Consider the following 23,323-nt stretch of genomic DNA (forward strand, 5'->3'; position numbering starts at 1 on the left):
AAGGGGTGGGGCGAGTTCTCCCACGGTCTGTACTGCTGTGAACAGTCAGATTCGGCTTTTTCGTCCCACCACCCCTTCGAGTATCACCATACAAGCGGCTTTAGCCGCGAAGAACCCAACGCGGTGCATGGCACCGGCTGCGCCGGTGTTCGCGGCTAAAGCCGCTCCCACAGGGTCCCTGCTTTCAATGAGTTATGTACAGCCTTATGAGAACGGGCACGCCCGCTCCCACAGGGTGCGCAGTGCGAAACCTGAGAAAGCGCAGCCATCACTTCACAAATTCCTGAACTGATTATTTGCCCGCAGCGATTTTTCCCCTCGCCAACCGCTACCAGAATCGCTTCACCACAATCACAAGAACCGTGAGGCCACTCCCGTGGACCAGACACTCCAGGTACGGCAAGCCGCCGCCGACCTCGTTGCGGCGTTCGCCAGCAACGACACTGCTCGCTATTTCGCCTGCTTCAGCGAAGACGCCACCTTCCTTTTCCACACCCTGCCGCAACCGCTGCTGTCGCGCCATGCCTACGAGCAACTCTGGGCCCAGTGGCAGGCCGACGGGTTTGCGGTGCTCGCCTGCGAATCGGGCAATGCCCAGGTGAGCCTGCAAGGTGACGTGGCGATCTTCATGCATGATGTGGCCACGCACATCCGCATCTCCGGCGAAGAACACCAGTTGAGCGAGCGCGAAACCATTGTCTTCCGCCGCCACGGCGAAAGGTGGCTGGCCTGCCACGAGCACCTGTCGGTCGTATCGCCGGCCTGATCATCCATTTACGCGGCCCTGCCGCCCTGCCATCGCACCCACAATAAGGCCCGCGTACTGCGCCGGCCCACAACAACCGCGCTGGAGCATCACCATGAGCCACTCGACCGGTATCGAGACCAACGGCGTCGAACAGATCCCCGACGATCAACGCGACGCCTCCCCGCTGGACCTGTTCCGCTTGATCTTCGGCGGCGCCAATACCTTCGCCACGGCCGTGCTGGGCAGCTTCCCGGTGCTGTTCGGGCTGTCGTTCCAGGCCGGCGTGTGGGCGATCCTGCTCGGCGTCGGCGTGGGCGCGCTGATCCTCGCGCCCATGGGCCTGTTCGGCGCGCTCAACGGCACCAACAACGCGGTGTCGTCGGGGGCGCACTTTGGCGTGCACGGGCGCATCGTCGGTTCGTTCCTGTCGCTGCTCACCGCGGTGGCGTTCTTTTCGCTGTCGGTGTGGAGCTCGGGCGACGCCCTGGTCGGCGGCGCCAAGCGCCTGGCCGGCCTGCCGGAAACCGACCTGACCCTGGGCTTGGCCTATGGCCTGTTCGCGGTGCTGGTGCTGGTGGTGTGCATCTTCGGCTTCCGCTTCATGCTGTGGGTCAACAAGATCGCCGTGTGGGCCTCGAGCCTGCTGTTCCTGCTGGGCATCGTTGCCTTTGCCGGGCCGTTCGATGCCGGTTACGCGGGCAGCGTAAACCTCGGCCAGGCGGGCTTCTGGGCGGCATTCGTCGGTGCGGCGATCCTGGCCATGAGCAACCCGGTGTCGTTCGGTGCGTTCCTCGGCGACTGGTCGCGCTACATCCCGCGTGAAACGCCCAAGGCGCGCATCATGCTGGCGGTGATCGCGGCCCAGGGCGCGACACTTATCCCGTTCCTGTTCGGCCTGTGCACCGCCACCCTGGTGGCCACCCAGGCACCGGACTACATCGCCGCCAACAACTACGTCGGTGGCCTGCTGGCGGTGGCGCCAAGCTGGTTCTTCCTGCCGGTGTGCCTGATTGCGGTAATCGGCGGCATGTCCACCGGCACCACGGCGCTGTACGGCACCGGCCTGGACATGTCCAGCGTGTTCCCACGCCTGCTCAGCCGTGCCGGCGCCACACTGCTGATCGGCGTGCTGGCGATCGGCTTCATCTTCATCGGCCGCTTCACCTTCAACCTGGTGCAGAGCGTGTCGACCTTCGCCGTGCTGATCATCACCTGCACCAGCCCGTGGATGGTGATCATGATCCTCGGCCTGATCACCCGTCGCGGCTTCTACCATGCCGACGACCTGCAGGTGTTCACCCGCGGCCAGCGTGGCGGCCACTACTGGTTCCTGCATGGCTGGAACTGGCGCGGCATGGGGGCGTGGATCCCCAGCGCGGCGGTGGGCCTGTGCTTCGTCAACCTGCCAGGGCAGTTCGTCGGCCCGCTGGGCGACCTGGCCGGCGGCATCGACCTGAGCCTGCCGGTCACCCTGGGGCTGGCCGGCGTGCTGTACCTGCTGCTGCTCAACCTGTTCCCCGAACCTGCCGGCGTGTATGGCCCCCAGGGCCCGCGTTGGGTGCGTTGCAAAAGCACCGCGCACACGCCGGTAACCACCGCCGAAATGGCCTGACTGGAAAACGACCATGACCACTTCCCACTACATTGCCGGCCGCTGGGTCGAAGGCCAGGGCAGCGACTGCATCAGCGTCAATGACCCGGCCCTTGGGCAACCGTTTGCCGAACTGATGGCTGCCAGCGTCGCCCAGGTAGACCAGGCCGTGACCGCTGCCCGTGGCGCCCTGCCCGCCTGGAAAAACACCAGCGCCAGCGAACGCGCCGCCTACCTGCGCGGCTTTGCCGAACAGCTCGGGCAGCGCCGTGAAGCGTTGATCGCCTTGCAGATGCGCAACAACGGCAAGCCACGTCACGAGGCGGAAATCGACCTGGACGACGCCATCGCCACCTTCGGCTACTACGCCGAACTGACCGAGCAACTGCCATCGAAGAACCGTGATGTGCCGTTGGCTGCGCCGGGTTTCAGCGCTCGCACCCGCCTGGAACCGGTGGGCGTGGTCGGCCTGATCGTGCCGTGGAACTTCCCGCTGGTGACCAGCGCCTGGAAGCTCGCCCCGGCCCTGGCCGCCGGTTGCACCGTGGTGCTCAAGCCATCGGAAGTCACCCCGCTGATCGAACAGGCCTACGGCCAGATCGCCGATGCCCTGGGGCTACCGGCCGGGGTGTTGAACATCGTCAACGGCAAGGCCGAGACCGGCGCTGCACTGAGCAACCACAATGGCCTGGACAAGCTGTCGTTCACCGGCAGCAATAGTGTCGGCAGCCAGGTAATGCGCAGCGCTTCGGCGCAGTGCCGGCCGGTGACGCTGGAGCTGGGCGGCAAGTCGGCGATCGTGGTGTTCGATGATTGCGACGTGGGCCAGGCAGTGGAATGGATCGTCGCCGGCATTACCTGGAACGCCGGGCAGATGTGCTCGGCCACTTCGCGGCTGCTGGTGCAGGACGGCATTGCCGATGCATTGCTGCCGCGTTTGCAGGCCGCACTGGAACAGCTACGGGTCGGTAATCCGTTGACCGAAGAAGTCGACATGGGGCCGCTGACCAGCCAGGCGCAGTGGCTGAAGGTGGCCGGCTACTTTGCCACGGCGCGGGAGGAAGGCCTGCAGTGCCTGGCCGGTGGCAAGGCGCTGGACCGGGAGGGCTGGTTCGTCAGCCCGACGCTGTATGCCGATGTGCCGAAAGACAGCCGCCTGTGGACCGAGGAAATCTTTGGCCCGGTGCTGTGCGCGCGTCGCTTTGCGACCGAGGAACAGGCGATTGCCGAGACCAACGATAGCCGCTTCGGGCTGGTGGCTACGGTGTGCTCCGCCGACCTGGAACGCGCCGAGCGGGTGGCCGATGCGCTGGAGGTTGGCCATGTTTGGATCAACTCGGTGCAGGCGGTGTTCGTCGAGACCTCGTGGGGTGGCACCAAGGGTAGCGGGATCGGGCGTGAGCTGGGGCCTTGGGGGTTGTCGGCCTACCAGTCGGTCAAGCATGTGACACGCTGTCTGGGTTGAGATTTCCGGGGCCGCTTTGCGGCCCTTTCGCCGGCAAGCCCTGTGCCATCCCTGTGGGAGCTGGCTTGCCGGCGATCGAGGGCGAAGCCCTCGCCTTGGCCCCTCAGATGTAAGACTTTTCCCAACCTGAAACCAAATGCTTCAGCTGGAAGTAGCTTGGGAATTATCCTACCCGCGCCGCAGCCGTTTCTCTGTTGTTGAACAGGAGCATCAGGGCTAATTTCCCTGGGTCGTCACAAATGGCGACCGGGTGTGAGAGCCCGTGCTGATCTGGTTGCAACCTCAACGGTAGCTGTGCGCGGGCAGGCTTGGTCCTGGCCGGGTTCCTAGGTCTCCGGTCTCTCACCCCGCGTACGGCTGCCACCCGATCCTGTGAGAGGGAATGGGGTGGTAGCTCCTGACCGACCTAGGGAAACGCAATGAATAAACTTGTGCCCGATCCACCTGTAAAACCTGGCTCCCGCCCGTTCTACACCATCAACAACGACTTGCCCTCACCCGAGGCACTGCGATACGTCTCGCAGTTGCTGCTTGGCATTGAGGACACCCTCGACGAATACATCTGCGCCAACGCTGGCGAACCGGGCATCGGGTTGTTGGTCAATACCGTGCATAACGTGCAAATGACCCGGGCGCTCAACCAGTTGCTGTTGAACCGCGAGTAAGGCCTGGAATTGATGCCGGGCTCACGACCTCTTCGCGGGTAAACCCGCTCCCACAGGGATAGCGCAGGCCTGAAGGGCAGCACCGTACCTGTGGGAGCGGGCAAGCCCGCGAAGAATCCGACGCGGTGCCTGGCACCGGCTCCGCCGGTGTTCGCGGGCGCGCCCGCTCCCACAGGGATAGCGCAGCCTGAAGGGCAGCACCGTACCTGTGGGAGCGGGCAAGCCCGCGAAGAGCTGGCACAGGCGACACAAAACTCTGCGCCCGCGTGACTTTCCCCGCCCCCTGCAAAGTCCCACTTCCTGGTACCCCCACAATCACAACACCAGGCCGGACCACCCATGCACCCTCAACGCACCGCCTTGCACAACGAACTGCACGCCCGCCCGTCGCTGTATTTCGACGGCCCGGCGCATGTCTTCCACCTGGCCTTGCTCGGCGCCGATGCTGCCTGTGCGGCACTGCTGCAACGCTGCTGCCCGGATGCCCTGGGCACCGCAGCCGCCCAAGGCATCACCCGCCTGGATGGCCATCCGTTCAAGTGGGAACGGCACACCGAGTTCTTCACCCTGACCCTGGTGGTGCCCTGCACTGCCGCCGACACCGAGTGGCAAACGCTGCCGCCGGTGCTGGCCGAGGCTATCGCCCCGCAAGCGGCGCAAGTGATCAATGCGGTGCAGGTGCTGGTCCGTGACGAACAGGAACTGGACCTGCCCCACTACGGTTTCAAGGACCCGTGCGGCTCCTGCGTCGGCGGTGGCGATGCGGTGGTGTGGAGCGATTTTCGCCTGACCGAGGACGGCACCAACCGCTTCCTGTTCATCAACCGTCGCCTCAATGCCTACCGCCAGGGCCGCATGATCCGCCGTCTGCTGGAGATCGAGACCTACCGCATGATGGCCTCGCTGACCCTGACCACGGCCAAGGACCTGAGCCAGGAACTGGATGCCTTCGACAAGACCCTGGTCAGCCTCTCGGAGCGCAGTGCCGGGGTCGATGGCCATGATTCCAAAGGGTTGCTGGAGGCCATTGCCCACCTGTCACGCCAGGTGGTCAGCCGCACGGTGAAAACCCGCCACCGCTTCGGCGCCACGCAAGCCTATGCGCAACTGGTGTTCGAGCGCCTGGGCGAGCTGCGGGAAAGCCATGTGGGCGACTGCCAGCGCCTGGGGGTGTTCATCGAACGCCGGTTCAAACCGACCGTGCGCTACTGCGCGGCCACCGAGCAGCGCCTGGAGCAGTTGGCGAAGAATGTGGCCAACCTGGGCGACCTGTTGCAGGCGCGGGTACAGGTGGAGATGGAAGAACAGAACGCCGAGATCCTGCGCAGCCTCAATGCCCGGGCCGATGCCCAGGTGAAGATTCAACGGGCGGTGGAGGGGCTGTCGATCATCGCCATCACCTACTACCTGCTGAACCTGTTCAAGCTGCTGTATGGCGGGCTGAATGTGCTGGGGTTGGGGCTGACGGCGCGGGATGGGCTGTTGGCCATGGCGCCGCCTGTGCTGTTGGTGCTGCTGGTGATTTTGCTGAGGATCAGGCAGGCCAAGCAGCATTGAGGCTGGGGGCTGCTTTGCAGCCCAATCGCCGGCAAGCCAGCTCCCACAAGGACCGCGTCGACTTCAAGCCATACGCAGTACCTGTGGGAGCCGGCTTGCCGGCGATTGGCTTCACACCGACTCGTCAGCCGAGCGAGCGCCCTCCTGCACCAACACCATGCTCTGCGGCGACGACAGGGCAATACCTTCATCACGCAGGCGCCCAAGAATGGTGAACAACAGGTCACTGCGCGTACCGGACACCTGCCGCGGCCCCGCCACGTAACCACTCACACCTATCACCATGCCGCTGCTGGTCAGGTCCTTGAAGGTGACCGAGGTGGCCGGCGCATCCAGAATCGCCTCGTGCTCCTGGTAAGCCGCCAGCAGCAGTTCACGCACGCGGTTGGCATCGGTCTCCAGCGGCATGGTCAGGGTAATGCCAACCACGCCAAGGGCATTGCCCATGGTCACGTTGCGCACGTTCTGCGAGATGAACTGTGAGTTAGGCACGATAACCGTCGAGCGGTCGGACATCTGGATCTCGGTGGCGCGCACGTTGATACGGCGAATGTCGCCCTCGACGCCCGCCAGGCTGACCCAGTCGCCCACCTTGACCGGGCGCTCGGTCAGCAGGATCAGGCCGGAGATGAAGTTCTGCACGATCTGCTGCAAACCGAAACCGATACCCACCGACAGGGCACTGACCACCCAGGTCAGGCTGGTGAGGTTGATGCGCAGGGTCGACATCACCAGCATGGCCAGGAAGATGAAGCCCAGGTAACCCACCAGGGTCACCAGCGAGGCACGCATGCCGGCGTCCATGTCGGTTTCCGGCAGCAGGCGATCGCTCAGCCAGCGCTTGACCACGCGGATGGCGAACAGGCCGCCGAGGAACATCACCACTGCCAGCAGGATGTCCTGGGGGACAATGTTCATGTTGCCCAGCAGCTTGCCGCCGGTCTCGTCCCAATCACCCAGGCTCAGCAACAGCTCGCTGGGGCTGGTGCCCGATGGCATCAGTGCCAGCAACAACGCCAGGAACAGCACCACGGTGCGGCCGATGCCGGCCAGGATGGTGCTGGCCTGCGCCTGGTGACGTGGCGCCAGGCCCAGGGTCGAGGCCAGCGCCAGGCCGCCGGGTTGGCGGGGCGACAGCAGGGTTTCGCAGAGGTCGCCAAAGAACGTGGTCAGCAGGTAGGCACAGGTGATCACCAGGCTGACCCACAGCAGCTTGGCGGTGAGGAAGTAGGCGAGTGTCAGGTAACCGGCGAGCAGGGCCAGCAGGATCAACGTCAGCCAGATTACCATCACGAACGGGATCAGCCCGGCCAGGCCCGTGGGGCGCTCCAGGCCATGCTTGCGCAGGGTGCGGCGGTAACGCAGCAGCGCACCGGCGAAGGTGACCGCCACTACCAGCGCGGTCAGGCCGTTGACCGCCACGGTCAGCGCCAGGCTGGCACCGATCACGCTGTTGATGCGTTCCATGGTCATCATGACCATCAGCGCCAACGCCAGCACCTTGGGGAACCAGCCCAGGGCGCTGGCCACTTCATCGTGAATAGGCGGCAGGCGCCAGGACGGACGCTGCAGCATCAGCATGGCGCGGCCCAGGCCGGTGATGAAGGCGCTGAACACCACCAGGGCAAGTACATGGTTGGCCAGGCTGGCGATATCGGCGCCCAGCTCGGCGCTGCTCTCCAGCCCCCATCGCAGCAGCGAGACCGAACCGGCGATGGTACCCAAGGTTGCCAGGCTCACGCCCAGCGCCAACGCACTGCGGCGCAGGCGGCCTTCGGGTAGCCAGCTGACCATGGCGTCGGCCAGCAGGCGCTCGAGCACGCGGCGCACCAAGGTCCAGACCAGGATTGCCGCCACCAGGCTGGTAATGAACAGCCAGCGATTTTCGGCGCTGAAGGCACTGCCGATGGCATCGGCCGTCTCGCCACGCAGGTCACGCAGGCGTGCCACGTCGTCCTGGGTGGGGCGAATGATGCTCTGCCAGAATGCCGGGCTCAGCGGTGAGGCCGCGCGGCTGGTGATCTGCGAGTTGAACTGGCTGCGGCGCAGGTTGACGATTTGCGTGGACAGGTCGCGGGCCGACTGGGTCAGCTTGGTTGCCTGGTCCCGTTGGGCTACCAAGGCCTTCTTCTCGGCCTCCAGCTCCTTGCGCTGCTGGGTCAGGGTGGCGGCCTCGTCCGGCTGGACCGGCCCGATGACCTTGAGCTTGTCGTCGACTTTCTCCACATCCGTGGTGCGCAGGGCACTTAACGCATCGGCCTGGCGCTGGACCTGCATGGCGCCCAAGCGCAGTTGCGACAGCAGATCGTCGTTGGCCTCGCTGGTGACACCCTGGCGGATCTGGTCCAGTCGATCGCTCAACTGCTCGATGCTGGCGTTTTCATCCAGCACGTTCGCTTCGGCAACCGCCAGATTGGACAAGGGCGTGGCCGGGGCCGACCAGGCCGGGCTGGCAATGGCCAGCATCAGGGCCATGAAAACCATCAGGCCTGGGCAATAACGGGCAAGGCTGACACGCCTCATCGAATATTCCTCTTTACAATTCGATTTGGCGGGGATTCTACGCGGCTTCACGCGATCAGGAGAGTGCCGTTTCTCGTTTGAGCAGTTGCTGTTTGCGCTCGACACCCCAGCGGTAGCCGCTGATGTCGCCGTCGCGGCGCACCACCCGATGACAAGGGATGGCCACGGCGATGTGGTTGGCCGCGCAGGCCATGGCCACCGCACGCACCGCCTTGGGCGCGCCGATGCGCTCGGCGATGTCGGTGTAGCTGACCCGGCTGCCGGCCGGCACCTCGCGCAGGGCTTGCCACACCCGCTCCTGGAACGCAGTGCCTTGCACATCCAGGGGCAAAGCCAGGCCCAGCGCCGGGGCTTCGACGAAGCCCACCACCTCGGCGACCAACCGTTCGTAGGCACTGTCGCCACCGACCAGGTGGGCCTTGGGGAACTGGTCCTGCAGGTCGCGCAGCAGGGCCTCGGGGTCGTCGCCCAGCAGGATCGCGCAAATGCCCTTCTCGCTCTGGGCCACCAGGATCGCGCCCAGAGAGCACTGGCCGAGGGCGAAGTGGATGGTTGCCCCGGCGCCGCCGGCGCGGTATTGCCGCGGGCGCATGCCCAGGCGCTGGTCGGCGCTTTCGTAGAAGCGGCTGTTGGAGTTGTAGCCGGCGTCATAGATGGCATCGGTGACAGAGCGCTGGCCATCTTCCAGGTGCGCGCGCAGGCGCCGGGCACGGAAAGCGGTGGCGTAGGCCTTGGGGGTGAGGCCGGTTTCGGCCTTGAACAGGCGGTGGAGGTGGAAAGGGCTGACGGCCAGTTGGGCGCTGAGTTGATCGAGGCTGGGCGCGGGGTCGCTGGCTTCGATCAGCCGGCAGGCGCGGGTGACCAGCTGGCTGTGGCGGGTGGCGCTGGCGCTGGTGGTGGCAGTGCAACGTTTGCAGGCGCGGTAGCCGGCGGCTTCGGCGGCGGCTGGGGTGTCGTAGAACTCGACGTTGGTTCGCTTGGCCAGGCGCGATTTGCAGCCGGGGTGGCAGTAGATGCCAGTTGTGCGCACGGCGTAGACGAAGTGGCCGGTGGCGGCGGTTTCGCGGGATTCTACGGCTTGCCAGCGTTGGTCGGGGGTGGTGTAGGGGTTCATTGGTAAATGTCCAGATAGGTTGTTGCCTGTGCCGGCCTCTTCGCGGGCATGCCCGCTCCCACAGGGACCGTGTCGGTTTCGGATGTTGTGCCATGCCTTTGAGGCCGGTTCACCTACAACTTCAGGTACTGCATAGACCTTCAAGGCTGTGGAAATCCCTGTGGGAGCGGGCATGCCCGCGAAAGGGCCGGCACAAGCAGTGCAAGACCTCAGGCCCGCCACAGATACCAGGCCGCCACGGTACGGTATGGCCGCCAGCCGCCACCCAGCGAACGCATTTGCGCCGGCGTCGGCGCCTTGTCCAGCCCCTTCAGCCGCCGATACCCCTCGCGCACGCCAAAATCGTCGACCGGCAGAACGTCCGAACGCGCCAGGCTGTAGATCAGCAACATCTCCACCGTCCACCGCCCTACCCCGCGCAATGCCACCAGCCGTTCGATCAACGCCTCGTCAGCCATGGCCAGTGCCTCTTCCCGGCTCGGCACCAGGCCATCCAGCCGGCCCTGGGCAATACCCTGGATCGTCGCCATCTTGCTCGCGGAAAAACCACAGGCGCGCATGGTTTCTGGTGTAACCGCCAACAACTGCTCCGGCCCTGGGAACGCAGCCTCCGGGAACAACGCCAGCAAGCGCCCAAGAATTGCCTCGGCAGCACGGGCATGCAGTTGCTGGTAGGCAATCGCCCGTACCAGCACTTCGTAAGGCTCACGCCCCGGCGTAGCCTGGTGCAGGCAAGGCCCGGTCGCCGCGATATGCCGCGACCAGTCCGGGTCGAGCGCCGCCAGGTATTCGGTGGCCTCTCGGTACGCGTCAGGCGAAAGGTCGGCCCGGATCATGACACCTCCATCAAGTCGATTGCAGGTCCAGCTTAGCGCAGCCGTTCATCGGGCAAACGCCGGTTCTTGCGCGGCTAATTCCTGGCCTGCCATTGCTCCGCGCCATCGTCCCCGCATAGAATTGAGAACTATTCACAATCGCATATATCCACAGGACCGGGCCTTCGCCAAGATGCAGATCAACGACACGCTCAAGCCGACCGAGGTCGCTCTGCTCTACCAGGCCCACCACCGTTGGCTCAGCGGCTGGCTGCGCAGCCGGGTCGGTTGCAGCGAGCATGCCGCCGACCTGGCCCAGGATACCTTCGTGCGGCTGTTGCGGGCCCGCCAGCTTTCGCCGCTGAAGGAGCCACGCGCCTACCTCAGCAGCATCGCCCGTGGCCTGATGATCGACCAGTTCCGCCGCCGCGCGCTGGAGAGGGCCTACCAGGAAAGCCTGGCTCACCTGCCCGAAGCCGAAGTGCCCAGCGAAGAAGATCGACTGGTCATCCTGGATACCCTGGCACGCCTCGACCTTGCCCTGCACCAGCTGAAACCGCGTGCCCGCCAGGCTTTCCTGCTGGCTCAGCTCGATGGTTTGAGCATCGTGCAGATCGCCCTGCGCCTAGGTGTGTCGCGGGCCACCGTCGAGCGGGACCTGGCCAAGGCCCTGGGCGTCTGCTACCGGTTGCGCTATGCCGACGTCTGACAGCGCGCCCGCGCAGGCGCAGGTCGACCAGGCCATCGACTGGCTGGTGAAGTTGCGCTTCGACAGCCCCTGCCCGCGTACCGAGCAGCAGTTCCAGCACTGGCTGGCCAGCCATCCGCACAACCCCTTGGCCTGGCAGCGGGTCAGCCATCTCGGTGACGAACTGGCCGGGCTGCCCAAGGGCCTGAGCCGCCGCACTCTGGATGGCAGCCAGCGCCAGCGCATCAGCCGCCGCGACCACCTCAAGCTGCTGGCCGTGCTGGCCGTGGGCGGCAGCCTGGGCTGGGCCGCGCGCGAACCGTTGGGCATACCCCAGCTGCTGGCCGACAGCAGCACTGCCACCGGCGAACGCCGCCAGCTGCAAGGCAGCGATGGCAGCCGCATCCAGCTCAATACCGCCAGCGCCATCGACCTGCGTTACAGCGCCGAGCAGCGCCGGCTGCAACTGGTGCGTGGCGAGGTGAGCCTGGACAGCAACCCCAACGATAACCGCCCGTTCCGCATCGACACCCGCATTGGCCAACTGGCCACACTCGACGGCCAGCTGCTGCTGCGCGAGAACGACCAGGGCCTGTTGCTGGCGGTACGCCGGGGCGACGTCACGCTGTTCCCCACCTCGGCCTCGCCACGTCGGGTGCTGCCAGGCGAAACCTTGCAGGTGTGGGCCAGCGGCAGCTTCCAGGCGGTGACGCTGCACAGCGACCCCTGGGGCTGGACCGACGGCGTGCTCAGCGTGCAGCAGATGCCGCTGGGCGAGTTCATCGCCGAGCTGGCGCGTTACCGCCCGGGCCTGCTGCGCTGTGCCCCGGAAGTGGCAGACCTGAAGGTGTCCGGTACCTACCAGCTGGCCGACACCGGGCAGATCCTGCAGCTGCTCACCCGCAGCCTGCCGGTGCGGGTCGACTACCGCACGCGTTATTGGGTGAGCATCGGTGCGGCCTGAAAAATTTCTAAAAATAAATGAGGTGGAATCTCATTCTCGTCCGGCCTGAAGGAACAAAACCCGAAAAGTGGTCTTCACAACCTTCAGGAGCGCTTCATGATTGCCCCGTGTTCCCCTCGCAACGACAGGCTGCGCCGTGCCGTGCGCGCGGCCGTGTTCGGCCTTGGCCTGGCAACTGGCGGTGCCTTCCCAGCCATGGCCCAGGCTGCAACGGCCAGCCAGAGCCAGAGCCAGCAGACCGACTGGAACATCCCGGCCGGCCCGCTGGCCCCGGCACTGGACCAGTTGGCCCGCCAGGGCGGCCTGAGCCTGTCGTTCGACGCGAACAGCCTGCAGGGCAAGACCACCCGCGGCGTGCAGGGCCGGCATGACAGTGCAGGGGCGCTGTCGATCCTGTTGCAGGGCAGCAACGTGCAGGTCCAGCAGGAAAGCGCAACCAGCTTCCTGCTGATCCCGGCGCTGGATGTGGGAAACGCCCTTGAGCTGGGCGCGACCAGCATTTCCAGCGACCGCCTGGGCGAAACCACCGAGCACACCGGCTCCTACACTACCGGCGAAGTGACCATCGGCAAGATGCCGCAAACCCTGCGCCATACCCCGCAATCGGTCAGCGTGATAACCCGCCAACGCATCGATGACCAGAACATCACCAACCTGACCAACCTGCTGGAGCAGACACCCGGCGTGGTGGTCAACTACACCGACAGCGAGCGGGTGCAGTACTACTCGCGTGGCTTTGCCATCGATGCCATCCAGTATGACGGCGCCACCGTGGTGCAGAGCAGCGGTGGGGGTTCGTTCATTCAGACCGACTCGGCGTTCATCGACCGCGCCGAAGTGCTGCGCGGCGCCACCGGCATGCTGCGTGGCGCCGGCAACCCGTCGGGCACGGTGAACCTGGTGCGCAAGCGCCCGACCCATGACTTCCAGGCTACGGGCAGCGTGACCCTGGGCTCGTGGAATGCGCAGCGCTACGTGGCCGATATCTCCGGCCCGCTGACCGAAACCGGCAACATACGCGGGCGGGTGATCGCCGTGCATGACGACCGCGACCTGTTCCAGGACTCGCGCATGGAGCGCAAGGAAGCGTTCGGCGGCTCGCTGGCCTTCGACCTGGACGACAGCACCACGCTGACCACCGGTGTCGAGTGGACCAAGCTCGACGCCACTGGCGCCTGGGGCAACCTGCCCGCCGACGCCAGCGGCGCCCCCCTGCCCTTCGGCCGCAGCACCTACCTGGGCGCCGACTGGAACCGCTGGGACCGCAGCAACCTGAACACCTTTGCCGAACTGGAACACCGCTTCGACAACGACTGGACGCTGAAGCTGATGGCCCTGCGTACCCACTTCGAGCTGGACGACCATGGCTTCAAGCAAACCTACATGGAGCGCGCACCGGCCAACCTGAACCCCACCGGCAACCCGTACCTGATGCAATACCAGGTTACCGAAGGCGACGGCGGCGAGAGCCTGCAGAACAACCTGAGCGCCACCCTCAACGGCCCGTTCGACCTGTTTGGCCGCACCCACGAGCTGATGGTCGGCGTCGAACGGATTCGCAACGATTCCTACGCGTCGGCCACCAACCGGGTGATTTCCGGGCTGTACGACATCCGCTACTGGGACCCGAAAACCAGCCTGCCCGAACCGGACATCGACATCACCGCACACCCGGTGCGCACCCGTACCACCCAGCAAGCCGCGCACGCCACCTGGCGCATTTCGCTGGCCGAACCGCTGACCGCGATCATCGGCGCGCGAGCCAACTGGTATGACTACGAGCAGGAAAACAACACCGGTGCAAACGGCAAGTTCAGCGTCGATGAGAAGATCGTGCCGTACGCGGCGCTGATCTACGACCTGAATGACAACTTCAGCGTGTACGCCAGCTACACCGAGATATTCAGCCCGCAGACAGTGGTGGACAAGAACAACTCGGTGCTCGACCCGATCATCGGCGAAGCCTACGAAACGGGCATCAAGGGCGAGTTCTACGATGGCCGGTTGAACACCAGCCTGGCGTTTTTCCGTATCAACCAGGTGGGTACGCCGGTGGATGACATGTCCACGGAGATCGGCTGCAACGGCACCACCGGCCGCTGCAAGATCGCCTCGGGCAAGAGCCGCAGCGAGGGCATCGACCTGGAGATTTCCGGCGAAGTGCTGCCGGGCTGGCAGGTCACCGGTGGCTACACCTACAACACCACCGAGTACCTGAAGAACTCGGCAGCCACCAATGGCAACGCGATCCGCACCACCGACCCGGAGCACATGCTGCGACTGTTCACCAGCTACCGCCTGCCGGGCACGCTGGATGCCTGGACCATTGGCGGCGGCGTGCAGGCGCAGAGCGACATCTATTCCGAAAGCGGCACGGCCAAGGCGACCCAGGCGGGGTATGCGGTGTACAACGGCATGCTCGGTTATCGCATCAACGACAACTACTCAGTGCAACTGAACGCCAACAACATCTTCGACAAGAAGTACTACCGGCAGATCGGTACCACGGCGACGGGGTACTACTGGGGGGAGCCGCGCAATGTGTCGGTGACCCTGCGCGGGAGTTTCTGACAGGCATCTGCCTGACCGGCTGGCACCATTCCTGTAGGAGCGGCCTTGTGTCGCGATAGGGCCGCAAAGCGGCCCCTGGGACTCAGCAGCGCCGCAGATATCGCCGGGGCTGCCTTGCAGCCCTATCGCGACACAAGGCCGCTCCTACAGGGACCGCGCAGCCCTGGAGGACGTCAGTCCGCCACCGCCCGCAACCGCCCCGCGCGCCGGTACGACTGCCGGGCAAAGCACACGAACAACCCGGCCATCAGCGCCAGCGCGATGGGCAGACCATGCGGCGCCACATCCATCGCCGCACCGCTGACCAGCGGCCCGACCAGGCTACCCACACCCCACAGCAAGCCCACGCTGGCATTGGCGGTAACCAGGTCCTGTCCCTTGAAGCGCTGCCCGATCAGCACCAGCGCCAGGGTATAGATGCCCCCTGCCACGGCGCCCAGCAGCACCAGCAGCGGCCACAGCAGCCAAGTCAGGTTCAGCAGCCAGGGCAGGCAGATACCGATCGCCATCGCCAGCAGCCCGCATACCAGGTGCAGCCCGGTGCGCTCCACCCGGTCGGCCAACCAGCCAAGCGGCAACTGGAACACCATGTCACCGGCAAACACCACGGTCACCATCAGCGCCGCCACGCCCACGGCAAAGCCATGGCTGGTGGCATACACCGGCAGCAGCGACAGCACCACGGCATCGAAGAACGAGAAGAACAGCACCGCCACGCACAACGCCGGCGCCACACGGAAGAAACCGGCCAGGCCGAAGCTCTTTTCACCCTCTTCATGTTCCACATGGTCGTTGGGCACGGTCAGCACGATGCACAGCAGCGCCAGGCCATAGCAGGCGGTGACCACACCGGTGATCCACGGGCTGTCGGCGCCCAGCACCGCCAGCATGGCCGGGCCGAGCACCTGGAAGCCGGTGAAGCTGGTGGCGTACAGGGCCATGATCTTGCCGCGGTTGTGCTCCGGGCACAGTTCGTTGACCCACGACTCGCCGAGGATGATGGCGATACCCATGCCCAGCCCCAGGCCCAGGCGCAACAGCGCCAGCAGCCACAGCGAGCCGAACGCCGACTCGAGCAAGCCAATGCTGAGCGTGCACAGGCTGAAGCACAGCAGGTAGATGGTGCGCCGGGTGAGGTGGCGACAGCAGGCGTCGACCAGGAACGCCGAGAGCATCATGCCCGCAGCGGGGATGGCCGAGATGATGCCGATTTCCAGGGTGCTCGCACCGGCTTCATGCAGGCGCAACGACACCAGCGGCAGGCTGGCCCCCAAACTGAAACCCACGACCGAAACGGCGAACAACAGGCCCGCCAGCAAACGCATGTTCATGTACCACTCCTTGCAAACCGAAAAGACGTGCAGACACAGGCGCGCACGCCAAGGTGGCGAGCGACGCGAAAGCGCAGATCAGTTCAGGCGAGGTGTGGCGAGAAGGTGAAGGCAAACAGCACGCTGCGGCGACGCTTGAGCACCGTATCGCTCGGCCACGCGCGACGCAGGGCCTGGAAAGCAGGCTGGCGGGCGTTTGGCAGGGACTGGGTACGGCACATCGCTTTGACTACTACGCAGGTGGTTGGGGAAAGGCGGACTCTAGGCCAAGGGTGTCAGGCCGTCAATCGTCGGGGGCCGCTGCGCGCCCCATCGCCGGCAAGCCAGCTCCCACAGGGATTGCACCAGCCTGAGCACAATGAGGTCAAGGCGGGGGCAACTGACTTGTACTACCTGTACTGGCCCCATCGCTGGCAAACCAGGCTCCTTCAGGGACTGCGCATGGCTTGAGGCCGATGCGGTCGAGGTGGGAGCTGGCTTGCCGGCGATGGGCTGCAAAGCAGCCCCGGCAACCTCAGCGCTTGCCGGTACTTGGCAAGAACACCGCCAGCAATCCGAACAACGGCAGGAACGAACACAGCTCGTACACGTACTCGATGCCACGCAGGTCCGCCACATACCCCAGCAAGGCCGCACCGATGCCACCAAAGCCGAACATCAGCCCGAAGAAGATCCCGGCAATCATGCCCACGCTGCCCGGCACCAACTCCTGCGCATACACCACGATCGCGGAAAACGCCGAAGCCAGGATAAAGCCGATCACCACGCTCAACACGGTGGTCCAGAACAGGTCGGCATACGGCAGTACCAGGGTGAACGGCGCCACGCCGAGGATCGAGAACCAGATCACCGCCTTGCGCCCGATGCGGTCACCGATCGGCCCGCCAAAGAAGGTACCTGCCGCCACCGCACCAAGGAACAGGAACAGGTGCAGCTGCGAGCTGGCCACCGACACATCGAACTTCTCGATCAGGTAGAAGGTGAAGTAGCTGGTAAAGCTGGCCATGTAGAAGTACTTGGAGAACACCAGCAGGCCCAGCACGATCAGCGCCGCGACCACCCGCCCGCGGGAAATGCCGTGGGTCGCCTGCACTGCCTTGCGCGCCTTGGCCTGGTTGAGGTGCTCCTTGTACCAGCCACGCAGCATCAGGGTGACGCCGAGGAAGAACAGCGCAGCCAGGCCGAACCAGGCCACGTGGCTCTGGCCGAACGGAATGACAATGGCCGCCGCCAGCAGTGGGCCCAGCGCAGAGCCGGTGTTGCCGCCGACCTGGAAGGTCGACTGGGCCAGGCCGAAGCGCCCGCCCGAGGCCAGGCGCGCAATACGCGAGGTTTCCGGGTGGAAGGTCGACGAGCCGATCCCCACCAGCGCCGAGGCCAGCAGAATCATGGGGAAGCTGCCGACGAAGGCCAGCATCACTATACCCACCAGGGTACACAGGGTGCCCAGCGGCAGCAGGTTCGGCGCCGGTCGGCGATCGGTGAAAAAGCCGACCCAAGGCTGCAGCAGCGAGGCGGTGATCTGGAACGTCAGGGTAATCATGCCGATCTGGGCGAAACTCAGGTCGTAGTTGGCCTTGAGCATCGGGTAGATCGCCGGCAGCACCGACTGGATCAGGTCATTGATCAGGTGCGCCAGGGCGCAGAAACCGATGATGCGCATCACCAGCGGCGTGGCTTGGCTCGCCGCCGCACTGGTGGGCGCCGTTGAGGCGCTACTGATAGCCATGTGCCTGAATCTCCGTCAGCAGTTTGGGATCCGATTATCGGGAAACAAATAGATAGATAGCTACCTTTTTTATCCCGCTGTCGTGACGCACTTGAAAATGGTTATCAATATAATTAGCATCCTTGGCCCATACCCCTGTCATCGTTGGGCGAAACGGCCCCTATCGCGAGCAGATCGAACCCATGAGCCAGATGCTCGCCAATCAGCTGCAGCCTGACCGCCCCCGCCCACGGCAGATCAACACGCGCCGCAGCCACATGGGCAAATGGCTGGCGCTGCTATTCCTGCTGGGGCTGGGCGCTGCAGCCTACCTGTACTGGCCGCTGATGCAGCGCCTGGGTAGCGAATTGCACACCGATGCAGGTGAACGCCGCAGCATCCGCCTGGCCGATGGCACCACCCTGCACCTGGGCAGCGCCAGCGCGATGAACGCCGACCTGCGCGGCCGCACGCGCCAGCTACAGCTGGTGCAGGGCCGGGTATACCTGGAAGTGATGCTCGACGGCCGGGCCATGGAGGTGACAGTGGGCGATGCGCGCATCCAGGTGTTCGGTACCCGCCTGCAGGTCGCCCGCCATGCCGGGCATGACGAACTGGTGGTGTTCAGTGGCAAGGCCATGGTTATCCAGGGTGGCGAACAGCGCCTAGTATCGGCGGGCGAGCGGGTAACCTTCGATGGCGGGCATATCGGCCCGTTACAGAAAGCCGACCTCAAGGCCACCGATGGCTGGCGCAGCGGGCAGTAGAAAGCCGGCGACATGCCGTTGGGCAAGGCAGAACCGGGGGCCTGGCCGCTAAGTTTTTGAAAGCGTGCAAATTTTTTTTGAAATGAGTGTTGACAGGGGGGCCGTTCAAGAGAATAATGCGCGCCATCGGCTACATAGCTCAGTTGGTTAGAGCATAGCATTCATAATGCTGGGGTCCGGGGTTCAAGTCCCTGTGTAGCCACCAAACAAGACGAAGGGCTTACCGCAAGGTAAGCCCTTTTTCTTTGCCTGCGAAAAATACCACAGGCCCGCCCCTCCCCCACAGCGCATGCAATCGCTACCTCAACGCATGCCGGTCACCGCCACAGCCAGGCCCAACCCGATCAGCGCCAGGCCGATTACCCGGTCCACCAGCCTTTGCCGCTCGATCATCGCCTTGCGCAATGCCGTGCTGGAGAAGAACACCGCCACCAGACTGAACCACAGCCAGTGGGCAACGGACATGAAAGCGCCGTAGGCAAAATCCAGCGCCAGCGAGCTGCCAGGCTGCACCACCTGGGTGAAGGCACTGATGACGAACAGCATGGTCTTGGGGTTGAGGGCGTTGGTCAGAAAGCCCGTGCGCAGGGCCTGCGTTACGCTGGCTGCGGATGCGGCAACCCCGTCGAGGCTGATGCGCCGGGTGTTGGTCAGCGACTGGTAGCCCAGGTAGACCAGGTAACCCGCGCCCAGCACTTTCATGCCCAGGAACAGAGCCGGGCTCTGGCTGATGATCACCGCGATGCCCAGCACCGTGTACAGAACGTGAACCTGCACCCCCAGGGCAATGCCCACGGCAGCAGCCAGCCCGGCCTTGCGGCCCTGTGCATAACTGCTGCGGGTGACCATGGCGAAGTCGGCACCGGGGCTGATGACGGCAAGCAGGGTGAACAGGGCGACGGCAATGAGTTCGGTCATGCTGGTGGCTCTCGATAGGCGATGGAAATGCACAGACCAGGTAATTATCGAGAGCTTATAGCCCAGGAAAAATCGATTTATAGTGAAGCAAATCTGATAGTTTTCTTCACAGAGGTGTAGTGCCGGTGCCGGCCTCTTCGCGGGCTCGCCCGCTCTCACAGGTAACCCACAACTCTCAGTCGCTGTGAAACCCTGTGGGAGCGGGCAAGCCCGCGAAGAGGCCGGCACTGGCAACACAAATGCCATGAAACTGCCGCCACTCAATGCCTTCCGCTACTTCGACATCGCCGCCGAAACCGAGAGCTTCGTGCGCGCCGCCGAGCACCTGCACGTCACCCATGGCGCAGTCAGCCGCCAGGTGCGCCTGCTTGAAGAAAGCCTTGGTGTGGAGTTGTTCGAGCGCCGCAACCGGGCCATTTTCCTCACCTCTGCCGGCCGTGCCTTGCAGGGCACCACCCAAGCGATCTTCGAACAGCTCGAAGGCGCCGTGCAGCGCTTGCAACAACAGGCCCGCGACAACGTGCTGGTGCTGTCGTGCGAGCCGACCATCGCCATGCGCTGGCTGATCCCGCGCCTGCCCCGCTTCCATGCCGCCCATCCCGACCTGCAGTTGCACCTGGTGGCCGCAGGCGGGCCACTGGACTTCGCCCGCAGTGGTGTCGACCTGGCAATTCGCCGCGATGACTTCCACTGGGACAAGCAGCTGTACAACCAGAAGATCTGCGACGAATGGATAGGCCCGGTCTGCCATCCCACCGCCCCCATCCAACTTGAAGGCCAACGCCTGCTGCACAGCGCCACCCGCCCCGGCGCCTGGCCCAACTGGCTGCGCCTGAGCGGCCAGCAGGCCCGGCATACCGAGCGCAGCGACTACGAGCACTTCTACCTGTCGATTCAGGCCGCCAGCGCCGGCCTGGGCCTGGCCATGGCCTCAGCCCTCATGGTGCGCGACGAACTCGACAGCGGGCAGTTGCAGGCGCCGTTCGGCTTTGTGCGTGACGGCTCGGCCTACCACCTGCTCAGCCCTCAGCCGCTGGAAGACGACGGCAAGCGCCAGCGCTTCGCCACGTGGGTGATGGGCGAATGCAGGAGCTGCCTGGCTCATCTGGGTTTGATACAGAACGACGAACCTGCACGGCCGTCACCACCCCAGGTGCGGTAACCCGCGGTATCCACATGAATACGCCCGGACGGATAGCGCCCCAGGCCCATGTTCCAGGCCTGGCCATACTGCTGCCAGAAACGGCACAGCGGGTTGGGGTCCGCCCAGTCGGGTAACAGGATATCGACGGCGAAGGCCCGGGTATGGGCGCTGTTGGCAGCCCCGCCGGCGCAGACGTTCAGGCGTGGGTCTCGATAGGCCGAAACCACCTCGAACTGGCGCAGGATACCCTGGTCGTCGAGCGCCTTGATCAGCGAGAGCGTAGAACGCACTGCCGGCCAGTTGCTGGCAGGCGGCACGGCGAAGGGGGACGCGTGGCACAGCTTCCAGTCCGAAGCCGAACGCAGCAACTGATGGATAGGCACTATGCCGTAAAGGCGGGCATCCACCAGCATTTCACGGAAGGGACGAGTGTGATGGTCGCCAGCCCACTGGGCGAACATCCACAGGTCGCGTTCGTCGGCGTGGGCAGTGGCCGTTATCAGCAGGCTTGCAGCCAGAAGCAGTTTTTTCATTCCTTGACCATCCCAGCAAGGGGCCGCGTCAAACTGGTAACCGTTACTACTCCAACGCCCGCAACCGATACTGCGGCGGCAGCTGGGCGAAGCCGCTGATGGTGGTATCCAGGCTCTTCCACCGGCCATCCTTGATGCCATAGATGCAGCCATGCACCGACAGTTCCTGACCACGGTGCCAGGCGTTCTGCACGATGCTGGTGTGAGCCACGTTGGCCACCTGCTGGATGACGTTCAGTTCGCACAGGCGGTCGACCCTGGCCTCTTCGTTGTCCAGCTTGGCCAGCTCGGCGCGCTTTTCGTAATACAGGTCGCGGATCGAGCGCAGCCAGCCGTCGATCAGGCCCAGCTGGCGATCCTGCATGGCGGCGCGCACGCCACCGCAACCGTAGTGGCCGGTGACCAGGATGTGCCGCACTTTCAGTACTTCCACCGCGTACTGGATCACCGACAGGCAGTTGAGGTCAGTGTGCAGCACCACGTTGGCGACATTGCGGTGGACGAACAGATCACCCGGCAGCATGCCAACGATTTCGTTGGCCGGCACGCGGGCGTCGGAGCAGCCGATCCAGAGGAATTCGGGAGTCTGCTGGCGGGCCAGCTTGGCGAAGAAGTCGGGGTCGCGCTGGTTGATCGCGTCAGCCCAGCGGGCGTTGTTGTCGATCAGTTCCTGCAGGTCGTGCATGGTCGTTGCCTCATCAGGGTTTGCCTGCGTGACAGCGCCAGCCCCTGCATCAGTCCTCGAGCAGGGTGCAGGCCATCACCAGGGCGTCTTCACGGCCACCGGCAACCGGGTAATAGTCGCGGCGGCGGCCGATTTCGTTGAAACCGTAGCGCTCGTACAAACGATAGGCCGACTGGTTGCTGGCGCGCACTTCCAGGAAACACTCCCGGCCATTGAGCTGGTAGGCCCGGGCCATCAGGTGCTCGAGCAGGCGCAGGCCCAGGCCGCGACCCTGGTTTTCCGGCTTGACGGTGATGTTGAGCAGGTGCGCCTCGTCGATGATCACGTTGATCACGCCATGGCCCACCTGCTGCTGGCCGTCGAACATCAGCCAGACTTCGTACGACTTGAGCGCATCCTGAAAGATCCCGCGGGTCCAGGGATGACTGAACGCGGCATATTCGATCTTAAGTACGGCATCCAGATCCGCCTCGGTCATCGGGCGGAAGCTGATCGAGTCACTCATTCAACGCTCTTCCAGCGCGCCATCAGCTGGCGCATGGCTTTCCAGACGTCCGCCTTGCGCTGCGGCTCGTCCATCAACAGTTCAAGGCCCGGCAAGGCCCAGGCTTCGCCCAGGCCCTCGAGCTTCAGGGTTTGGTAATAGGCTTCGCCGTCGACATTGGCGGCAAAGCGCAGCGCCGGCAGGCCGACCAGCCACAGGCAGGTGCACGGGGCGTCTTCCAGGCGCGCCTGGACAAAGCCCTGGACGAAATCGCGCGCCGCCTCCGGTCCCTGGTCCATGTTGCCGCGCACCAGCAGCGGCCAGCGCACCGGCTCGCCGATGATCTGCGGGGCGTCGGGCAGGCCGGCGGCGCGCAGCATGTCCTTGAGCAGCAGGTAGGACGGGTCGCGGCTCTGGAACGGCTGGCCGGTGGCCAACTCCACCAGCAGCAGGCAGCTGCCGGCTCGCAGCAACTGCAGCGAGAAGCGCGGGGGTGGCACCGGGGCCGGGCGCGGTGGCGCGGCCTGCTCCTCGGCCTCGGCGGGCTTGGCGGCCGGCTTGGGCGCACTGCCCGGGCGCGGAATCTCGATTTTCGGCCGCTCGCCGGAGCGGGCCTGGTGGGTGACTGGCGCCTCGTTGGCAGCCGGTGCCGGCCTGACGTCGAAATCGAGGTCCTCGACCGGCGCCACCGGCAGCAGCAGCTCGGGCCGCGACGGTGCGGCGAACGGCAGTTCGGCGCGCGGCAGCCAGTGCACCACTTGCATGGCGGAAAGGTAGGCGCGGCGACGGGGTTCGGTGAGCAAGGGGCGGGGTTCCGAGGGGTGGAGACAAAGGGCCATTCTAACGCCGTTGGCATTCGTGTGCCGCAACTGGTCGGCGGATTTTTATTGCCTGTACCGGCCATTTCGCGGGCACGCCCGCTCCCACAGGGCCTTGCGCAGTACCTGTGGGAGCGGGCGTGCCCGCGAAAGGGCCAGTGAAACCCTCATCAAAGCAAGGGTGATCCCCCATTACAGACCAAGGGGTGAAAACCTCCCCCCCGTATGCAGTAC

The 23,323-nt window shown here is 64.9% G+C and carries 19 protein-coding genes, 1 tRNA gene and 1 pseudogene; 11 read left to right on the plus strand and 10 right to left on the minus strand.

All coding sequences use genetic code 11. The features are described from left to right. Positions 1-376 precede the first annotated feature (376 nt). The 5 genes from CAG44_RS23245 to CAG44_RS23265 all read left to right on the plus strand — a co-directional run bounded on the left by CAG44_RS23245 (position 377) and on the right by CAG44_RS23265 (position 6,026). On the plus strand, positions 377-766 hold the full coding sequence (locus CAG44_RS23245; protein ID WP_085592610.1) for a nuclear transport factor 2 family protein: 390 nt from the start codon (positions 377-379) through the stop codon (positions 764-766). Between the two features lie 94 nt (positions 767-860). Further along, complete coding sequence (locus CAG44_RS23250) at positions 861-2,360, plus strand: cytosine permease (RefSeq protein ID WP_085693076.1); 1,500 nt, start codon at positions 861-863, stop codon at positions 2,358-2,360. A 13-nt stretch (positions 2,361-2,373) separates the two neighbouring features. Beyond that, positions 2,374-3,804 (plus strand): aldehyde dehydrogenase family protein, encoded by a 1,431-nt coding sequence (locus tag CAG44_RS23255; RefSeq protein ID WP_085693077.1) that lies wholly within the window; start codon positions 2,374-2,376, stop codon positions 3,802-3,804. Positions 3,805-4,223: 419 nt separating this feature from the next. After that, the gene (locus CAG44_RS23260) at positions 4,224-4,469 is read left to right on the plus strand and encodes a hypothetical protein (protein WP_024086246.1); all 246 of its coding nucleotides are present in this window, start codon (positions 4,224-4,226) and stop codon (positions 4,467-4,469) included. Between the two features lie 339 nt (positions 4,470-4,808). Next, complete coding sequence (locus tag CAG44_RS23265) at positions 4,809-6,026, plus strand: DUF3422 domain-containing protein (protein WP_085693078.1); 1,218 nt, start codon at positions 4,809-4,811, stop codon at positions 6,024-6,026. 111 nt (positions 6,027-6,137) lie between these two features. Here CAG44_RS23265 and CAG44_RS23270 read toward each other — a convergent pair whose 3' ends face one another. The 3 genes from CAG44_RS23270 to CAG44_RS23280 form a co-directional block, all read right to left on the minus strand. After that, positions 6,138-8,549 carry a DUF3772 domain-containing protein gene (locus tag CAG44_RS23270; RefSeq protein ID WP_085693079.1) on the minus strand — a complete coding sequence of 804 codons (2,412 nt, stop codon included), beginning with the start codon at positions 8,547-8,549 and terminating at the stop codon, positions 6,138-6,140. 55 nt (positions 8,550-8,604) lie between these two features. Beyond that, entirely contained in the window at positions 8,605-9,663 is a 1,059-nt protein-coding gene (gene ada, locus CAG44_RS23275; protein WP_025337652.1) for a bifunctional DNA-binding transcriptional regulator/O6-methylguanine-DNA methyltransferase Ada, read from the minus strand. Between the two features lie 209 nt (positions 9,664-9,872). Then, the gene (locus CAG44_RS23280; RefSeq protein WP_085592599.1) at positions 9,873-10,499 is read right to left on the minus strand and encodes a DNA-3-methyladenine glycosylase; all 627 of its coding nucleotides are present in this window, start codon (positions 10,497-10,499) and stop codon (positions 9,873-9,875) included. A 172-nt stretch (positions 10,500-10,671) separates the two neighbouring features. On the opposite strand from CAG44_RS23280, the gene CAG44_RS23285 reads away from it, so the two are divergent. The 3 genes from CAG44_RS23285 to CAG44_RS23295 all read left to right on the plus strand — a co-directional run bounded on the left by CAG44_RS23285 (position 10,672) and on the right by CAG44_RS23295 (position 14,701). Next, complete coding sequence (locus tag CAG44_RS23285; RefSeq protein ID WP_085592597.1) at positions 10,672-11,187, plus strand: sigma-70 family RNA polymerase sigma factor; 516 nt, start codon at positions 10,672-10,674, stop codon at positions 11,185-11,187. Continuing rightward, positions 11,174-12,130 (plus strand): FecR domain-containing protein, encoded by a 957-nt coding sequence (locus tag CAG44_RS23290; RefSeq protein ID WP_085693080.1) that lies wholly within the window; start codon positions 11,174-11,176, stop codon positions 12,128-12,130. The genes CAG44_RS23285 and CAG44_RS23290 overlap by 14 nt, the downstream gene beginning before the upstream one ends. Before the next feature lie 96 nt (positions 12,131-12,226). Beyond that, on the plus strand, positions 12,227-14,701 hold the full coding sequence (locus CAG44_RS23295; RefSeq protein ID WP_085693081.1) for a TonB-dependent receptor: 2,475 nt from the start codon (positions 12,227-12,229) through the stop codon (positions 14,699-14,701). A gap of 173 nt (positions 14,702-14,874) precedes the next feature. On the opposite strand, the gene CAG44_RS23305 is transcribed toward CAG44_RS23295, so the two are convergent. Both CAG44_RS23305 and CAG44_RS23310 read right to left on the minus strand, forming a co-directional pair. Next, entirely contained in the window at positions 14,875-16,032 is a 1,158-nt protein-coding gene (locus CAG44_RS23305; RefSeq protein WP_085693082.1) for an MFS transporter, read from the minus strand. A 514-nt stretch (positions 16,033-16,546) separates the two neighbouring features. Beyond that, entirely contained in the window at positions 16,547-17,761 is a 1,215-nt protein-coding gene (locus CAG44_RS23310; RefSeq protein WP_025337646.1) for an MFS transporter, read from the minus strand. 182 nt (positions 17,762-17,943) lie between these two features. Between CAG44_RS23310 and CAG44_RS23315 the strand changes: the two are divergent. Further along, positions 17,944-18,504 (plus strand): annotated as a pseudogene (locus CAG44_RS23315) (FecR family protein); the annotation flags it as partial. A gap of 131 nt (positions 18,505-18,635) precedes the next feature. Further along, a tRNA-Met gene (locus CAG44_RS23320) sits at positions 18,636-18,712 on the plus strand. Between the two features lie 98 nt (positions 18,713-18,810). Here CAG44_RS23320 and CAG44_RS23325 read toward each other — a convergent pair. Next, a complete protein-coding gene (locus tag CAG44_RS23325; protein ID WP_075043724.1) occupies positions 18,811-19,425 on the minus strand; it encodes a LysE family translocator in 615 nt (204 codons plus the stop codon). Between the two features lie 244 nt (positions 19,426-19,669). On the opposite strand from CAG44_RS23325, the gene CAG44_RS23330 reads away from it, so the two are divergent. Continuing rightward, a complete protein-coding gene (locus CAG44_RS23330) occupies positions 19,670-20,587 on the plus strand; it encodes a LysR substrate-binding domain-containing protein (RefSeq protein ID WP_085693084.1) in 918 nt (305 codons plus the stop codon). Here CAG44_RS23330 and CAG44_RS23335 read toward each other — a convergent pair. The 4 genes from CAG44_RS23335 to CAG44_RS23350 are packed head-to-tail and all read right to left on the minus strand — an operon-like array spanning position 20,527 to position 23,074. Beyond that, positions 20,527-21,102 (minus strand): D-Ala-D-Ala carboxypeptidase family metallohydrolase, encoded by a 576-nt coding sequence (locus CAG44_RS23335; RefSeq protein ID WP_085592580.1) that lies wholly within the window; start codon positions 21,100-21,102, stop codon positions 20,527-20,529. The genes CAG44_RS23330 and CAG44_RS23335 overlap by 61 nt on opposite strands. A 46-nt stretch (positions 21,103-21,148) precedes the next feature. Beyond that, positions 21,149-21,787, minus strand: a complete 639-nt coding sequence (can, locus tag CAG44_RS23340; protein ID WP_025337641.1) for a carbonate dehydratase — start codon at positions 21,785-21,787, stop codon at positions 21,149-21,151. A 49-nt stretch (positions 21,788-21,836) separates the two neighbouring features. Continuing rightward, positions 21,837-22,292, minus strand: coding sequence for a ribosomal protein S18-alanine N-acetyltransferase (rimI, locus tag CAG44_RS23345; protein ID WP_046616794.1), 456 nt, complete (start codon positions 22,290-22,292; stop codon positions 21,837-21,839). Further along, a complete protein-coding gene (locus tag CAG44_RS23350) occupies positions 22,289-23,074 on the minus strand; it encodes a hypothetical protein (RefSeq protein WP_025337639.1) in 786 nt (261 codons plus the stop codon). The genes rimI and CAG44_RS23350 overlap by 4 nt, the downstream gene beginning before the upstream one ends. Positions 23,075-23,323: the final 249 nt, after the last annotated feature.

The organism is Pseudomonas sp. B13(2017) (assembly GCF_002113245.1).
Taxonomy (GTDB): Bacteria; Pseudomonadota; Gammaproteobacteria; order Pseudomonadales; family Pseudomonadaceae; genus Aquipseudomonas; species Aquipseudomonas putida_Z.

Bases quoted from the DNA above. Each gene is read 5' to 3' on its own strand.
- CAG44_RS23250 (WP_085693076.1), top strand. From the start codon at position 861: ATGAGCCACTCGACCGGTATCGAGACCAACGGCGTCGAACAGATCCCC.
- CAG44_RS23255 (WP_085693077.1), top strand. From the start codon at position 2,374: ATGACCACTTCCCACTACATTGCCGGCCGCTGGGTCGAAGGCCAGGGC.
- CAG44_RS23260 (WP_024086246.1), top strand. From the start codon at position 4,224: ATGAATAAACTTGTGCCCGATCCACCTGTAAAACCTGGCTCCCGCCCG.
- CAG44_RS23265 (WP_085693078.1), top strand. From the start codon at position 4,809: ATGCACCCTCAACGCACCGCCTTGCACAACGAACTGCACGCCCGCCCG.
- CAG44_RS23270 (WP_085693079.1), bottom strand. From the start codon at position 8,549: ATGAGGCGTGTCAGCCTTGCCCGTTATTGCCCAGGCCTGATGGTTTTC.
- ada (WP_025337652.1), bottom strand. From the start codon at position 9,663: ATGAACCCCTACACCACCCCCGACCAACGCTGGCAAGCCGTAGAATCC.
- CAG44_RS23280 (WP_085592599.1), bottom strand. From the start codon at position 10,499: ATGATCCGGGCCGACCTTTCGCCTGACGCGTACCGAGAGGCCACCGAA.
- CAG44_RS23285 (WP_085592597.1), top strand. From the start codon at position 10,672: ATGCAGATCAACGACACGCTCAAGCCGACCGAGGTCGCTCTGCTCTAC.
- CAG44_RS23290 (WP_085693080.1), top strand. From the start codon at position 11,174: ATGCCGACGTCTGACAGCGCGCCCGCGCAGGCGCAGGTCGACCAGGCC.
- CAG44_RS23295 (WP_085693081.1), top strand. From the start codon at position 12,227: ATGATTGCCCCGTGTTCCCCTCGCAACGACAGGCTGCGCCGTGCCGTG.
- CAG44_RS23305 (WP_085693082.1), bottom strand. From the start codon at position 16,032: ATGAACATGCGTTTGCTGGCGGGCCTGTTGTTCGCCGTTTCGGTCGTG.
- CAG44_RS23310 (WP_025337646.1), bottom strand. From the start codon at position 17,761: ATGGCTATCAGTAGCGCCTCAACGGCGCCCACCAGTGCGGCGGCGAGC.
- CAG44_RS23325 (WP_075043724.1), bottom strand. From the start codon at position 19,425: ATGACCGAACTCATTGCCGTCGCCCTGTTCACCCTGCTTGCCGTCATC.
- CAG44_RS23330 (WP_085693084.1), top strand. From the start codon at position 19,670: ATGAAACTGCCGCCACTCAATGCCTTCCGCTACTTCGACATCGCCGCC.
- CAG44_RS23335 (WP_085592580.1), bottom strand. From the start codon at position 21,102: ATGAAAAAACTGCTTCTGGCTGCAAGCCTGCTGATAACGGCCACTGCC.
- can (WP_025337641.1), bottom strand. From the start codon at position 21,787: ATGCACGACCTGCAGGAACTGATCGACAACAACGCCCGCTGGGCTGAC.
- rimI (WP_046616794.1), bottom strand. From the start codon at position 22,292: ATGAGTGACTCGATCAGCTTCCGCCCGATGACCGAGGCGGATCTGGAT.